The organism is Methylocystis sp. H62, from assembly GCF_015709515.1.
Lineage (GTDB): Bacteria > Pseudomonadota > Alphaproteobacteria > Rhizobiales > Beijerinckiaceae > Methylocystis.
This window is the reverse complement of sequence record NZ_JADNQZ010000059.1, coordinates 458,851-473,304: the sequence shown is the minus strand read 5'-3', so window position 1 is coordinate 473,304 and position 14,454 is coordinate 458,851. Positions and strand designations below refer to the sequence as shown.

General features: G+C 62.9%; 12 protein-coding genes. 5 read left to right on the top strand and 7 right to left on the bottom strand.

Annotated elements, in window-relative coordinates; all coding sequences use genetic code 11:
- Positions 1–27: 27 nt before the first annotated feature.
- Positions 28–435 carry an NADH:ubiquinone oxidoreductase subunit NDUFA12 gene (locus IYY11_RS21655; protein ID WP_196405774.1) on the bottom strand — a complete coding sequence of 136 codons (408 nt, stop codon included), beginning with the start codon at positions 433–435 and terminating at the stop codon, positions 28–30.
- Positions 436–561: 126 nt separating this feature from the next.
- Between IYY11_RS21655 and IYY11_RS21650 the strand changes: the two genes are divergently transcribed.
- On the top strand, positions 562–1,776 hold the full coding sequence (locus IYY11_RS21650) for an FAD-dependent oxidoreductase (RefSeq protein ID WP_196405773.1): 1,215 nt from the start codon (positions 562–564) through the stop codon (positions 1,774–1,776).
- A gap of 179 nt (positions 1,777–1,955) precedes the next feature.
- On the opposite strand, the gene IYY11_RS21645 is transcribed toward IYY11_RS21650, so the two are convergent.
- From IYY11_RS21645 to IYY11_RS21635, 3 genes are all read right to left on the bottom strand, one after another.
- Positions 1,956–2,909 carry a beta-propeller fold lactonase family protein gene (locus tag IYY11_RS21645; protein WP_246720149.1) on the bottom strand — a complete coding sequence of 318 codons (954 nt, stop codon included), beginning with the start codon at positions 2,907–2,909 and terminating at the stop codon, positions 1,956–1,958.
- Positions 2,910–3,073: 164 nt separating this feature from the next.
- Positions 3,074–3,658 (bottom strand): SRPBCC family protein, encoded by a 585-nt coding sequence (locus tag IYY11_RS21640; protein ID WP_196405772.1) that lies wholly within the window; start codon positions 3,656–3,658, stop codon positions 3,074–3,076.
- 111 nt (positions 3,659–3,769) lie between these two features.
- Complete coding sequence (locus IYY11_RS21635; protein ID WP_196405771.1) at positions 3,770–4,309, bottom strand: SRPBCC family protein; 540 nt, start codon at positions 4,307–4,309, stop codon at positions 3,770–3,772.
- Positions 4,310–4,517: 208 nt separating this feature from the next.
- Between IYY11_RS21635 and IYY11_RS21630 the strand changes: the two genes are divergently transcribed.
- From IYY11_RS21630 to IYY11_RS21620, 3 genes are read left to right on the top strand one after another with little or no spacing between them, the layout of a single operon-like run.
- The gene (locus IYY11_RS21630) at positions 4,518–4,934 is read left to right on the top strand and encodes a CopG family transcriptional regulator (protein WP_175094944.1); all 417 of its coding nucleotides are present in this window, start codon (positions 4,518–4,520) and stop codon (positions 4,932–4,934) included.
- A gap of 32 nt (positions 4,935–4,966) precedes the next feature.
- Positions 4,967–6,118: a PHB depolymerase family esterase gene (locus IYY11_RS21625; protein ID WP_196405770.1), complete on the top strand. Its 1,152-nt coding sequence runs from the start codon at positions 4,967–4,969 to the stop codon at positions 6,116–6,118.
- A gap of 48 nt (positions 6,119–6,166) precedes the next feature.
- Complete coding sequence (locus IYY11_RS21620) at positions 6,167–6,964, top strand: 1-acyl-sn-glycerol-3-phosphate acyltransferase (protein WP_196405769.1); 798 nt, start codon at positions 6,167–6,169, stop codon at positions 6,962–6,964.
- A gap of 90 nt (positions 6,965–7,054) precedes the next feature.
- Here IYY11_RS21620 and IYY11_RS21615 read toward each other — a convergent pair whose 3' ends face one another.
- The 3 genes from IYY11_RS21615 to IYY11_RS21605 all read right to left on the bottom strand — a co-directional run bounded on the left by IYY11_RS21615 (position 7,055) and on the right by IYY11_RS21605 (position 13,284).
- Positions 7,055–8,329 (bottom strand): AAA family ATPase, encoded by a 1,275-nt coding sequence (locus tag IYY11_RS21615; RefSeq protein ID WP_196405768.1) that lies wholly within the window; start codon positions 8,327–8,329, stop codon positions 7,055–7,057.
- Between the two features lie 38 nt (positions 8,330–8,367).
- Positions 8,368–12,006: a vitamin B12-dependent ribonucleotide reductase gene (locus IYY11_RS21610; RefSeq protein ID WP_196405767.1), complete on the bottom strand. Its 3,639-nt coding sequence runs from the start codon at positions 12,004–12,006 to the stop codon at positions 8,368–8,370.
- Positions 12,007–12,726: 720 nt separating this feature from the next.
- The gene (locus IYY11_RS21605) at positions 12,727–13,284 is read right to left on the bottom strand and encodes a hypothetical protein (RefSeq protein WP_196405766.1); all 558 of its coding nucleotides are present in this window, start codon (positions 13,282–13,284) and stop codon (positions 12,727–12,729) included.
- 129 nt (positions 13,285–13,413) lie between these two features.
- Between IYY11_RS21605 and IYY11_RS21600 the strand changes: the two genes are divergently transcribed.
- Positions 13,414–14,322: a GNAT family N-acetyltransferase gene (locus IYY11_RS21600; protein WP_196405765.1), complete on the top strand. Its 909-nt coding sequence runs from the start codon at positions 13,414–13,416 to the stop codon at positions 14,320–14,322.
- Positions 14,323–14,454 lie beyond the last annotated feature (132 nt).

Sequence of the window (14,454 nt, the reverse complement as noted above, 5' to 3'; positions counted from 1 at the left end):
GAAAGGCCTTTCCAAGGAGAGCGCCGCTCAGCCTTCGGGCCGCCAGGGGGCGTAGTCGCCGCCGGCGGGCGGCCGCTCGCCCAGCGCGAGCTGAGAGCCCGGCGGCCGATAGGCCTGCGGCGTTCCGGTCAAATTGGCCTGATGCGGAAGCTCCCAGGCGCGCGGCCGATAGGTTTCGTCGGTTGGCGGCGTGTCCACCGTGTGGTGCAGCCAGCCGTACCATCCGGGCGGCGTGGCCGAACCCTCGCAATAGCCGTTGTAGATCACCCAGCGCCGTTCAAACCCGAGCGCGGAGTCGATCTTGCCGCTGCGCCGACGGTAATAGACGTTGCCGAATTCATCTTCGCCGACGCGTTCGCCGTATAGCATCGTCCACAGGCCGGTGCTGAGCGTGGCGCGGTTCCACCAGGTGAAGAAGCGAACGATATAGGACATGTATCTGGCGTCCTCGATTTTGTGGCCCCTTATTGCGTCTGATGGCGCCAATGTCCAGCCTTGCCGCAACCCCGCAATCGAAGCCGCTCGCGCTTCCGCTTGCGACGCCCTCAGACGGAGGACTGTATGTCCGCGACACTTTCGACCCAATGCTGCGTCGTCGGCGGCGGCCCTGCCGGGCTCATGGCCGGATTTCTGCTCGCGCGCGCCGGCGTTGACGTCATCGTCCTCGAAAAACACGCCGACTTTCTGCGCGATTTTCGCGGCGACACGATTCACCCATCGACGCTGCGCATCATGGACGAACTCGGCCTTCTCGACGAATTCCTGCGGCTTCCGCACCACAAGACCTATGAGCTTTCGGCTTGGATCGGGAAGCGTCAATACAAGGTCGCCGACTTTTCGAGCCTCCCCGGCGCGTGCAATTTCATCGCCTTCATGCCGCAATGGGATTTTCTCGACTTTATCGCCGAACATGCGCGCGCCCTGCCGAAATTCCGCCTTCTGATGAAGACTGCCGGCGACGACCTCCTGTTCGACGGCGACCGCGTCTGCGGCGTTTTGGCGACAGGCCCGGAAGGAGAATTGAAGATCGAGGCCAAGCTGGTCATCGCCGCCGACGGGCGGAGCTCACGGATGCGAGAGGACGCAAAGCTCCCCGTCGAGGACTTCGGCGCGCCGATGGACGTGCTGTGGTTCAAACTGCCGCGCAAGGAGAGCGATCCCGATGAAAGCTTCGGCCGGGTCGCGCCGGGGCGCATGCTGGCGATGATCGATCGCGGCGCCTATTGGCAATGCGGCTGCGTCATTCCGAAAGGCGACGCCGAAAAATTGCGCGAGAAAGGCATCGAGTCGTTTCGTGACTCAATCGCCGGCCTTACGCCCTTCCTTGCCGATCGCGTCGACACGCTCAAGGATTGGACGGACGTCAGCCTGCTGACCGTTCAGGTCAACCGCCTCAAGATTTGGAGCCGCCCCGGATTGCTGTGCATCGGCGACGCCGCGCACGCCATGTCGCCCGTCGGCGGCGTCGGGGTGAACCTGGCGATCCAGGACGCCGTCGCGACCGCCAATCTTCTTGCCGCAAAGCTGCGCGACAATGCGCTGAGCGATGAGGACGTGCGCGCCGTGCAGCGCCGGCGGGAGTTTCCGACCCGCGTCACGCAGGCCCTTCAGCTCGCCATCCAGAATCGCGTGGTGCGCAGTGTGCTCGCCGCGGAGAAGCCCTTCGACGCGCCGCTGGCGCTGCGACTCCTCAACGCCGTGCCGCTGCTGCGTCGATTGCCAGCGCGGCTCATCGGGCTTGGCGTGCGGCCCGAGCATGTTGAAACGCAGCCGTGATGCGAATTCCGCCTGCTCCGTTCTTTGGGCGTATCATTCCCGGCAGGCCGGCGGCCTGAGCGGGAATCCAGAACGAATTCCGCTGAGTTAAATTGCGAGCTTGGATTCCCGATCGCGCGCTTTGCGCGCGTCGGGAATGACATCCCAACTGTTCCTGCAGATGCTGTATGACGGCCGCGTCAGTTCGTCCCGCGAATAAAGGCGCCGAAGGCGCGCGGGCCGTCGCCGGTCTCTGCTTTTCCCAGAACTTTCAGCGTCTGCGCGTCGACCGCCCAAAGCTCGTTCGAGAACCAATTGGCGACATAGACGCGCGCGCCATCGCCGCTGACCGCCAGCCCTTCCGGATATTCGCCGACCTTTATCGTTTCGAGCGGCGCCAAGGTCTCCGCGTCGAAGATGCTGACGCTGTCGCCATGCTGATTGGCGACGAAGATTCGGCCCTTGGCGAGCGCCACCGTGTAAGGCCGGCTGCCGCATTTGAGCGTCGCGACGACTTTGCGGGAAGCGAGGTCGACGACGCTGACATCGTCGGATTCCACATTGGCTGAATAGGCGCGCGCGCCGGAAGCGTCGATCGTCACGCCGAAAGGATGCTTGCCGACAGGTATCGTCGCGACGCGTGAAAACGTCGCCGCGTCAATCATGGAAAGCGCATTGTCGTCGCGGTCGGCGACGATGATCGTCTTGCCGTCCGGCGCCACCGCGACGCCCGACGCCATCGCGCCGACGCCGACGCTGCGCTGCGCGCCGCCTGCGAGATCAATCTCGACGAGGCGCCGGCCATAGAGATCGGCGACATAGACGCGCTTGCCGTCGGGACTGGCGGCGACGCCGAGCGGCCCGCCTTCGACCGGAATGCGCTTTTCGATGGTGCGGCTCGCCGCGTCGATGACGGTGAGAAACTTGCCTTCGGGGCTGGTGATGAAGGCGCGCGCGCCGTCTCGCGACACCGCGACGCCCGCCGGCTTGCCGCCGATCGGCAGCGTCGCGACGGTCTGCATCTTGGAAAGATCGACGATCGAGAGGGCGTCGGCGCCTTGCGCGGTGACGAAGGCCTCGTCGGCGAGCGCGGGCGCGGCGAGAAGAAGGAGAGCGATGACCAGAATGCTCGCGCCTCCCCTCTCCCGGCGCAAACCGGGTGCTCCCGGTTTGCGTAGCCAATGCTGAAGTCGGCAAAAGCCGACTTCAGTTCGGGAGAGGGTGTCGCGCGGAACGCGTGACGGGTGAGGGCCCTCATCCGACCCGGCTTCGCCGGGCCACCTTCTCCCGTAAACGGGAGAAGGAAGGCGCCACAGTTTCATCTTTCTTCCACCTTCGCCTTCAACGCCGCAAGATAGGCGCGCTGCATCGCCGTGACCGCGGCGATGGCGACATCGTCGTTCAATTCCGGCGGCGGGTCGTTGTTGGGATAACCGCGGTAGAAGCGCGCCTTCCATTCGACCTGCGTCTTGCCGTCTTCGGACGGCCGCAGCGTAATCAGCGCGGTGTAATTGGTCGCCGGCTGCCGCTTCACATCATCGCCTTCGCGATGCACGCCAAGCAGCATCCGCTCGGCGTCGCGCTTGGTCAGCCGTTCCTCGATGACGCCGCCGTCGGCCATGATCAGCCTGCGACGCGCCTGATCGGGAACATCGTCTCCCGATGCTTCGATACGGGCGACGCCCGGCAGCCAGTCGGCGTGAGCAAAGTCAGAGACGACCGCCCAGACTTTGCCCGGCGGCGCATCCACGATCGTCGTCTCGACGACTTTCAGCGGCGACGCGCCATGCGCCGCGAATGCGGCAATCGGCAGAAACACAGAGAGCCCCGCCGCGGCGCCAAGAATGAGCCGGCGCGTTGCGGCGAAATCGACCCAGGGCGATCGGGTGAAGGGCTTCCTCATCCTGAGGAGCGTGCGCAGCACGCGTCACGAAGGACGAGGACGCCCGTCATCCAATTCGACTGGAGATTGACCGGCGCAATGTTGACCCGTGCTTGGCGCATGGCGCGGCGCTTACTTGCTCTCCGCCTTGGCCTTCAACGCGGCGAGACCCGACTTGTAAATATCGCTCACCGCCTTAATGCCCGCCTCGTCGGAAAGCTCCGGCGGCGGATCATTGTTCATGAAGCCGCGATAAAACGCGCCCTTCCATTCGACGACGCTCTTGCCGCCGTCTTCCTTCACGCTGATCGTCGCAGCGTAGTTGTTGACCGGCAGCACTTTCACGTCGACGGCGTCGATCTTGTAGCTCAGCGACTTGCCGTCGGCGTCATATTTGGTCAGCGTCTCGTCAATGACGCCGCCGTTCTTGAGGGTCAGCTTGCGCTTGGCGTCGGCGGCGTTGCCGCCCGTCCCTTCCGTCTTTGCAATAGCGGGATGCCAGTTCCAATCCTGGAAATTGCCGACGATCTCCCAGACCTTCGCGGCCGGGGCGTCGATTTCGATCTTTTCGACAACCTTCTGGCGCGACGGACCGTGGGCCAGCGCCGACCCAGCGAAAAGAAGCGACAGGGCCGCAACGACACATGCGCGGCGCGCAAGCACAAACGTCATTAGGATCTCCCAGAAAGCCTGATCTTGGCCGCCAAGTTGGGCGGGCAGGCACATAAGGGCGCCTCAAGCGGCGGCGTCAAGAGTAGCCAAGAACTCGACCGCGGAGGAAGTCGTCAGGTCGACGATGGCCACAAAGGTCGCGCGCCCCACTTGCGCCCAAACCCGCGGCCATCCATATACCATCCATGCAGATGGTGAGAGGATGGCCATGGCGGACCTACACAAATTGCGCGAAAGGCCGCCGGAGGCCGAGAAAATCACCATCAATGTCGGCTACGTCGATCTCGGCCATATCGATCTCCTGGTGCGCGAGGGCTTCTACTCCAACCGCACCGACTTCATCCGCACGGCGATCCGCAACCAGCTCGGCGCGCATGCGGACGCGGTCAAACAATCCATCGTGCGGAATACGCTGGAACTCGGCTTGCGCCATTACAGCCGCGAAGACCTCGAGGCCGTGAAGGCGGCCGGCCGAAGATTGCGCATCCATGTCCTGGGACTGGCGTCCATCGCCGAAGACGTAACGCCCGAACTCGCGCGCGAGACCGTCGAATCCATCACCGTGCTCGGCGCGCTGCAAGCGAGCAAGTCCGTCAAGGCGGCGCTCCAGGACCGCATCAGTTGACCTCCCCCATTCTCCCGCGAGGCGTAGACAAAATGAAAAACCTCCTGACGAGCGCCTTCAACCGGGCGACGCAATTGACGCGCGAGCGAAATCTCGCGGAAGCGACGCGCGTGCTGATGGGCGCGCTGACGGCTGGCGGCGCTGCGACGCCAACGCCGCAGCCGGCCGAACATGCCGAGCCGCATCCCCCGACGTTTCGTCTGCGCCGCCCGCTCGGCGAGACGGTGGAGTTGCTGCGTCACGCCGGTCTTCCAGGCCTCAATCAAAGCGGCGCGCCGCTCGTCGGTCTGCGAAAAGCCCCCAACATCGACGTTCCGCCGGGCGCCGCCTATCTCTCGCGCAGCTATGTCGGCCCGGCCGGCGCCCGCGACTACAAGGTCTATGCGCCCAATGGCGTGGGAGACGGAGAACGGCCGTTGATCGTGATGCTTCACGGCTGCGCGCAGAACCCCGACGACTTCGCCCTCGGCTCGCGCATGAATGAGCTGGCTGAAGAACATGGTTTCATCGTCGCCTATCCGGCGCAGTCGACCACGGCCAATCAGATGGGCTGCTGGAACTGGTTCAACCCGGCGGATCAGACCCGCGAGAAGGGCGAACCCAGCCTCATCGCCGGCATGACCCGCGCCATCATGGCGGAATGGCGCGTCGATGAGTCGCGCGTCTATGTGGCGGGTTTGTCGGCTGGCGGCGCCATGGCCGCGACTATGGCCGCGACCTATCCGGAACTCTACGCCGCGGTCGGCATACATTCCGGTCTCGCGCATGGCTCGGCCAGCGACGTCGCCTCCGCCTTCGCGGCGATGGGCGGCAAATTCGAACTCGGCGCGGCGCGCAGGTCGCTGTCTGACGACTACGTGCGGACGATAGTTTTCCACGGCGAAGCCGACCAGAAAGTGCATCCGACCAACGGCGAAACGATCATCGCAGGGGCTCGGCTCGATCTTGCCGATGCGATCGCGCGCGAAACGCGCGAGACCGGATCGGCGGGCGGGCGCAATTACAGCCGAACCGTCATCGCGGACGCGCGCGGCGTGCCGCAGTTGGAACATTGGGCCGTCGAGGGGCTCGGCCACGCCTGGTCGGGCGGCAATCCTGACGGCTCCTTCGCCGATCGCCATGGTCCCGAGGCCTCGCGCGAGATGGTGCGATTTTTCCTGGCCGATGCATCGGCGGCGCGGTAGCGCAGGCGCTGTCATGCGCCTGTCTTAGAGGCGCGCCATCTGCGCGCCATGGCCTATCTGCGCGCGCTCGCCTTCGTCCTCACGCTGGCGGGCGCTTTCGTCTTTCTTGTTCCGCTCCAGGCGCTGGCGCGCCGGCGCGGCTGGCCGATTCAGCACGCGATCCAGACGCGCTTCTGCCGCATGGTCTGCGCCGTCATTGGCATAAAGGTCGACGCGCGCGGCGCCCTGCCCGCAACGGCGCCGCGCTTCGTCGTCGCCAACCACGTGTCATGGACCGACATCATCGCGCTCGCGAGCCTTTATCCCTTCGTCTTCCTGGCGAAGAGCGAAGTCGCCAGCTGGCCTGTGCTCGGATTGCTCGCGCGGCTGCAAGGCACGATCTTCGTCGAACGCGGCGCGAGGCAGGATGTTGCGCGCGTCAATGATTCGCTCGCCGATGTGCTGCGCGCGGGCGGCGATCTCGTCGTCTTTCCCGAAGGCACGTCGAGCGACGGCGCCGCGGTTTTGCCCTTTCGCTCGGCGCATTTGGCGCCGCTCGAGGCCATGACGGCGCGCGGCGAAGCGCCGACGCTCGCGCCTGTGGCGATCTCTTATTCAGACGGGTTGGAGAGGATAGACGTCGGCTGGTATGGCGACATGACCTTCCTGCCTCATCTGTGGCGCTTGATGAAGCGCGGCCCCACGCAATGTCACATTGTGTTCGGCGAGGCGGTCGAGACGAGCGATAAGGACCGAAAGACGCTCGCGACGGAGACGCGCGCGAGGGTGCGGGAGCTGCTGGCGTCGATTGGAGCCGAGAGAGTAGGATGCGCCACTTGCAACGGCAATAAGCAGTCCTCATCCTGAGGAGCCGCCGAAGGCGGCGTCTCGAAGGACGACCCGCGCGGGACGGCCTATTATTGGGCCTTTTTCCGAGTGTAGTCCGCAACACGAATATTATGACGCTCGAATCCGCACTTCTAAGGGGTGATCTTTCCCCAACGCAACGCCTCTGTGTTCCGCCCTAAGGCGGACATAGCCGCGGACGATCGGTTCCCGAAATTCATACCACCCCTGACGATTGGCTTTTAGTATTTCGCCGTGCGTTGGCTTTTTCAGAGTGTTCATACGAGCATTGAATTTTTCACGCGATAGCGCCCTTTCGCCGACCGACTGCATCAGCCTCTGATAGCACTCGAAAATGTCAGCACTCCTACGCTTTAGTTGATGGTCATCTGCAACAGCCCAGAGCACCTGCTCATAATCATTGTTGTACTTGAGCGTCGCTTTCTCGTAGATCGCCTTGAGATGAGGTTCGATGTCATTCACGGCAGACGCAACAGCATCTTTGTAATGGACCACGTTAATAACCTTAACGTCTTCATTGTCATCAAACGCTTCCCAGAGAAGCTTCTCGGTCAAGAGGTGCACGTAATGTGGAAACCCGTCGCTAATGGTCGCAACCCTGTAGCGAGTGGTATCATCGACGTCGATTTCAACGCGCTCCAGTGCAGCGTCAATGATTTGTAAGCGCGCGTCGTACCCCAAGCGATCCAGGCAGACAGCGGTTAGATAACGATAACACGAATGATGAGCATCAAGTAGTTCTTCAAGTGAGCTTCCGACGCCACAAAATATAATCACCACCGGAACGGACTGGTCCCCTAACTGTTTTATGAGGTCTGCAAACAAAGTACGCTGATTGGAGTCCTTGATGCGTTCAAATTCGTCAATCACGATGACAGGCTTTTTCGAATGCTGTTTGGCAACAAAACTGATCGTAGCTATCGTTTCGTTCATCGAACGTAACTCAGGAGCCCGTCCACGCTCGATAATCTCTTGCGACTCTAGTGACAACACCGACTGAAGAACGAGGCCTGCCTTTTTATTGGTTATCCTTTTGATTACGGTGGGGTCGGAGGTCAGCAAGCGGGAGATGATATCCTGTGCGACTCCGTAGAAGGTTGATGATGGGTCGCAGCAGAGAAGGATCGGCTCGGCGCCAGAAGGCTGATGTTCGAACGCAGCGGTCTGCGCCAGCGACGTCTTTCCTACGCCGCGTTCTCCGTGGATAAAGATGTGGCGACCAGTCTGAACGAGAGATCGTCGGATTTCCTCCAACTTTTTATCCCGCCCCCGCAGGTGCTCGATGCTCCTGATGGGCGTTGTAGGAGACAGCACTTGGTTTAGTGCCGTCTCGAATTTGAGTCGTGTATAACCTGCAATGGTCATTCGGTCAGCGCCTCTCGGTTGAAGCCCAGAGTCAGACCTCACGAACACCCCGTCGTCGCGCCGCACGTCTCGCACTTCAGGCACGTGCCGTTACGCACGAGCGTGAAATTCGCGCACTCGGGGCAGGCTTCGCCGACATAGCCCTTCATGCGCGCTTCGGCGCGCTTTTCGGCGACGCCGGTGACGGTCTTCGTCGGCTCGGTCCAGCCGAGCGTCGAGGTCGGGTCGTCAGCCTCATGCGCCACTTCCGGCGTCTCGCGTAAAGCGACCGCCCCGCCGCCCTGCACCACCATCAGCCTGTCGGTCTTGGAGCGCAGCAGACCGCGCGAGACGACCGAGTTCGTCTCGGGCGCCTTGCCCTCATGCTGGCCCTTGCCGAGCACGTCATGGCCGACGTCTTCGGGCGAGACATGCGCGAGATCGTTGCGGCCAAGATAGGAGACGGCCAGCTCGCGGAACACATAGTCGAGGATCGAGGTCGCATATTTGATCGCGTCATTGCCCTGTACCGGACCCGCGGGCTCGAAGCGGGTGAAGGTGAAGGCGTCGACATATTCCTCGAGCGGCACGCCATATTGCAGGCCGAGCGAAATCGCGATGGCGAAATTATTCATCAGGCTTCGGAAGGCCGCGCCTTCCTTGTGCATGTCGATGAAGATTTCGCCTAAGCGCCCGTCTTCATATTCGCCCGTGTGCAGATAGACCTTGTGGCCGCCGACCGTCGCCTTCTGAATGTAGCTCTTGCGCCGGTTCGGCAGCTTTTCGCGCTCGCGGATCACCTGATGCACGACGCGCTCGACGATGCGTTCGGCGATGGCCGCGGCGCGCGCCGGCATGTTGGCGGTGACGAGTTCCTCGACGACGTCCATCGCGTCGATGTCGTCGTCGCCGGCGATGAGCTGCGCCGAGAGCGGCTGCGAGAGCTTCGAGCCGTCGCGATAGAGCGCATTGGCCTTGAGCCCGAGGCGCCACGACAGCAGATAGGCCTGTTCGCAATCCTCGATCGAGGCGTCATTGGGCATGTTGATGGTCTTGCTGATCGCGCCCGAGATGAAAGGCTGCGCCGCCGCCATCATGCGGATATGCGAGTCGACCAGGAGATAGCGCTTGCCGGTGCGCCCGCAGGGATTGGCGCAGTCGAACACCGGATAATGCTCGCGCTTCAAATGCGGCGCGCCTTCCAGAGTCATCGCGCCGCAGATATGGACATTCGCGGCGTCGATGTCGGCGCGCGAGAACCCCAGATGCGTCAGCAGATCGAAGTTCTTGTCGTCGAGCGCGGCCGCCGGAACTTTCAACACGCCGGTGAGAAAGTCCTGCCCGAGCGTCCATTTGTTGAAGACGAATTTGATGTCGAAGGCGCTGCGCAGCGCTCCTTCCACCGCCGCGATCTTCTCGTCGGTGAAACCCTTCGCCCGCAGGCTCGTGGTGTTGATCGCGGGCGCGTTGGAGAGCGAGGCGTGGCCGACGGCATAGGCCTCGATCTCGGCGATGTCGCTCTCGCGATAGCCGAGCGAGCGCAGCCCTTCCGGCACGGCGCGGTTGACGATCTTGAGATAGCCGCCGCCCGCGAGCTTCTTGAATTTGACGAGCGCGAAATCGGGCTCGATGCCGGTCGTGTCGCAATCCATCACCAGGCCGATGGTGCCGGTCGGCGCGACGACGGTGACTTGCGCATTGCGATAGCCGTAGAGTTCGCCTTGCGCGAGCGCCTTGTCCCAGGCGGCGCCGGCGCGCTCGACCAAGAGCTGATCGGAGCAGGACGCGACGTCGAGCGGCACCGGCGCGATCGCCAGCTGCTCATAGCCGACGCGTTCGCCATGCGCGGCGCGGCGATGATTGCGGATGACCCGCAGCATCGCTTCGCGATTCTCCATGAAGCGCGCGAAGGGGCCGCGCTCCTTGGCCATTTCGGCGGAGGTCGCGTAGCAGACGCCCGTCATGATCGCCGAAAGCGCGCCGGCGATGGCGCGGCCGGCGTCGCTGTCATAGGCGACGCCAGACGACATCAAGAGTCCGCCGACATTGGCGAAGCCGAGCCCCAGCGTGCGGTAGTCATAGGACAGCTGCGCGATTTCCTTTGAGGGAAACTGCGCCATCAGCACCGAGATTTCGAGCACCACCGTCCACAGCCGCACGGCGTGTTCGTAAGAATCGACGTCGATGCGCTTGGTCTCGAGGTCGCGGAACTGAAGCAGGTTTAGAGACGCAAGGTTACAGGCCGTGTCGTCGAGGAACATATATTCCGAACACGGATTGGACGCGCGAATGGGGCCGCCGGCCGGGCAGGTGTGCCAGTCGTTGATCGTCGTATGGAACTGGATTCCGGGATCCGCGGACGCCCAGGCGGCGTAGCCGATCTTCTCCCACAGATCGCGGGCTTTCAGCGTCTTCGCCGTCTTGCCGTCGAGGCGCTTGATGAGGTTCCAGTCCTCGTCCTTCTCGACCGCCTGAAGGAACGCATCCGTGACGCGCACGGAGTTGTTGGAGTTCTGACCCGAGACGGTGAGATAGGCTTCGCTGTCCCAGTCCGTGTCATAGGTGTCGAAGTGAATGTCCTTGTAGCCCTGCTTGGCGAACTGAATGACGCGCTTGATGTAATTGTCCGGCACTTCATTCTTGCGCGCGAGCTTGATCTCGCGTTTCAGCGCCGGATTGATCTCGGGGTTGAAACAGTCGTCGCCCGGCCCTTCGCAATTCATGCAGGCGCGCATGATCGCCTTCAGATGCTTCTTGACGATCTTCGAACCGGTGACCAGCGAGGCGACCTTCTCCTCCTCCTTCACCTTCCAATCGATGAAGGCTTCGACGTCGGGATGGTCGATGTCGACGACGACCATTTTCGCCGCGCGCCGCGTCGTGCCGCCGGATTTGATCGCGCCGGCGGCGCGGTCGCCGATCTTGAGGAAGGACATCAGGCCCGAGGACGAGCCGCCGCCGGAAAGCTTCTCCTTCTCGCCCCGCAGCTTGGAGAAATTGGTGCCGGTGCCGGAGCCATATTTGAATAGCCGCGCCTCGCGCACCCACAGATCCATGATGCCGCCGTCATTGACGAGATCGTCGGCGATCGACTGGATGAAGCAGGCGTGCGGCTGCGGATGCTCATAGGCCGATTTCGACTTCACCATCTTGCCATTGGCGTAGTCGACGTAGAAATGCCCCTGGCTCGGCCCGTCGACGCCGTAAGCCCAATGCAGGCCGGTGTTGAACCATTGCGGCGAATTGGGCGCCGCCATCTGCATGGCGAGCATGTAGCGAAGCTCGTCGCTGAACGCCTGGGCGTCTTCCTCGGCGTCGAAATAGCCGCCCTTCCATCCCCAATAGGTCCAGGCGCCGGCGAGACGGTCGAAGACCTGCTTGGCCGAAATTTCGGAGCCGTTGCGCTGGTCCTTGGGGAGTTCGCTGAGCGCTTCCGTATCGGCGACGGAGCGCCACAGGAAGGACGGGACGGCATTCTCCTCGACGCGCTTCAAGCGCGCCGGCACGCCGGCCTTGCGGAAATATTTCTGCGCCAGAACGTCGGCCGCGACCTGGCTCCACTGGTTGGGGACGTCGATATTGTCCAGGGAAAAGACAATCGAGCCGTCGGGATTGCGGATCTCGCTCTTCGTCGTGCGGAACGGAATGTTCGCATAAGGAGATTCGCCCGCCTTGGTGTAGCGCCGCTCAATTTTCATCGTCTCATCCCCTCAAAGCGCAGGCGTCCGCCCGCACGCAGCCATTCGCTGGCCCGCGACGCAATTTGTGCCCAATTCTGAACTCGAAAGACGCGCGCCCCGCGCTCGCGGATGGATACGCTGCGATTGAAAGCACGCCGAAAACGAGGATCACGCCCACGCAAGGCGACGCTCTCGTCCGGCTGTCGCCGAAACTCGCCGAACGTCCTTGAGATCGTTCGCCGCGTCGCCATTCCGTGTTGCCTCCAGACTGCGTGAGTCTTGCGACGACGTCAAGATATAGTGATGAAAATTAAAAAAGCGACAACATGTGGATAAGTTAGTGGATAAAGGGGAAAACTCCAGTCAGGCGGGAACGAGCGTCCGGCATCTGCGCAGATTCGGCAAGCGCGAGTTTTGGAGCTGCATCGGCACGCATCAGCCCTCGCCCTTCGAGACGCCTGCTATCGCAGGCTCCTCAGGGTGAGGGCACTGGGTGGACATTGCGTTTGGTTGGGTCCGCATTGCGCTGAATTAACGGTGCGCCAGCAGTCCTCATGCTGAGGAGCCGCCCGCAAGTCGGGTTTACCCGACTTGTGAATTTAATGTCGATCTCGGGCAGGCCCGAGATCGAGGCGGCGTCTCGAAGGACGAGGACTGCCCGCCTTCAGAAACGGGCTCGGCTCTTACGCGCATACTGCAGATAGCTCCTAATCGCTCGAGGAGGACTGTCCTCCGCCGCTACTGGCAGGCTTTCGCGTCCGCGGGCTGGAGCAAAAAGGCGTGGTTCTCCGCATTGTCGGGGCTCAGATAGAGATAGCTGGAGCGCCCGCCCGCATCAGGCCCCGGCATTTCCAACCGCTCGACGACGCTCACGCGCACGCCCTCGGGCTGCGCGGCGAGCCGGAACGCGCCGGACTCGCTGTAGCCGATCCGGCAATGATGCACGCCGTCGTTCTTGGCCTTGCAGCGGTCCGTTTCCTCGGCGGAGAGCGATGCGTTGCACAAAAGGCCGCCGCGGTCCTCCTTGCAGGCGCCGAAGGTGGAGAAGGTCGCCTTGCCGCGCCCCTTGGTCGAAAATTGCAGCGTCGCCGAAAACGGATAGGGCGGCGTGTCTTTTCGCGTCTCGATCGACAGCCACGCTTTGTCGACGATCTGCTTTTTATGGGCGGATAGATGCGCCGTGTCATAGGCGCGCGCGTAACATCCGAGCGAAGGGAGCGGCTCCGCCTGCGCCGCGACCGTTGCGAAAACAAAAGCGCAGATCGCCGCGCTGACGGTCAAATGTGATGTGAACATTCGGACTCCTGGAGCGAGACGTTCAAGTGTAAACCGCAACTGGTGCGTCACAGCAGCAATTCTCGCGTCACAAAAGCTTCGCCTCCTCGTGATCTTCAAGCGGGGAGATCGCAGCGGAGCGAGTCGCACATGTGGACGGTCAACGCGGATTTCGGTCAGACGATCTTCGCCCTCGTCAATTTTCCGCAAGCGGATGCAAAAAAACCGAAAGCGGCCAAGAAAACGCTCAGTGAAACGCTCGGCCGTCTCGGCGCGCTCGAAGTGCGGCTGGCGCGCGGCAAGAGGGAAGTGCGCAAGGCGCAGCGGCTGCGTTACGACGTCTTCTACAAGGAAGGCGGCGCCATTCCTGACGCGCGCACGGCCTTCACCCGCCGTGACGCCGACCGGTTCGACAAATATTGCGATCATCTCATTGTCATCGATCACGCGGCGCAGACACGGCGCGGCAAGATCAGGCCGAAGATCGTCGGCGCCTATCGATTGATGCGCGACGACATGGCGAAGAAGGCCGGCGGCTTTTATTCCGAAAGCGAATATGACGTCGGGCCGCTTCTCGTGCGCCACGCCGGCAAGCGCGCGCTGGAACTCGGGCGCTCCTGCGTGCTCGCGCCCTATCGCAGCAAGCGGACGATCGAACTCCTGTGGCGCGGGCTTCTCGCCTATGTGCGGGCGCACGACATCGACGTGATGTTCGGCTGCGCGAGCCTGCACGGCGCCAATCCGCTCGCCCATGCGCAGGCGTTGAGCTATCTGGCGCATTACGCGCCGGCGGAAGAGGCGTGGCGCGTCAGCGCGCGAGACGAGCTGCATACATCAATGCGAATACTGGCGCGCGACGCGTTCGATGCGCGCAAGGCGCGCGACGCGCTCTCGCCGCTGATCAAAGGCTATCTGCGGCTGGGCGCGCGTTTTGGCGACGGCGCCGTCGTCGACCGCAAATTCAACACGACGGATGTTTTCGTGGTGATGCCGGTCGCAGAGATCGACGCGCGCTATCTGGAATTTTTCGGCGGCGCGCCGCACCGCCGCGCCGCTTAGCCACTCTGTCACTCCCGCGCGCGCGCCGCCACGCGCGCTGCGCAAGCCAAGGCCCCCAACCATGCGTGCGTCGGCAGCGCCGCCCCGCTCTGGCCGCCCCCGCTCTTCGGAGCCTCCCCCATGATTTTTCCC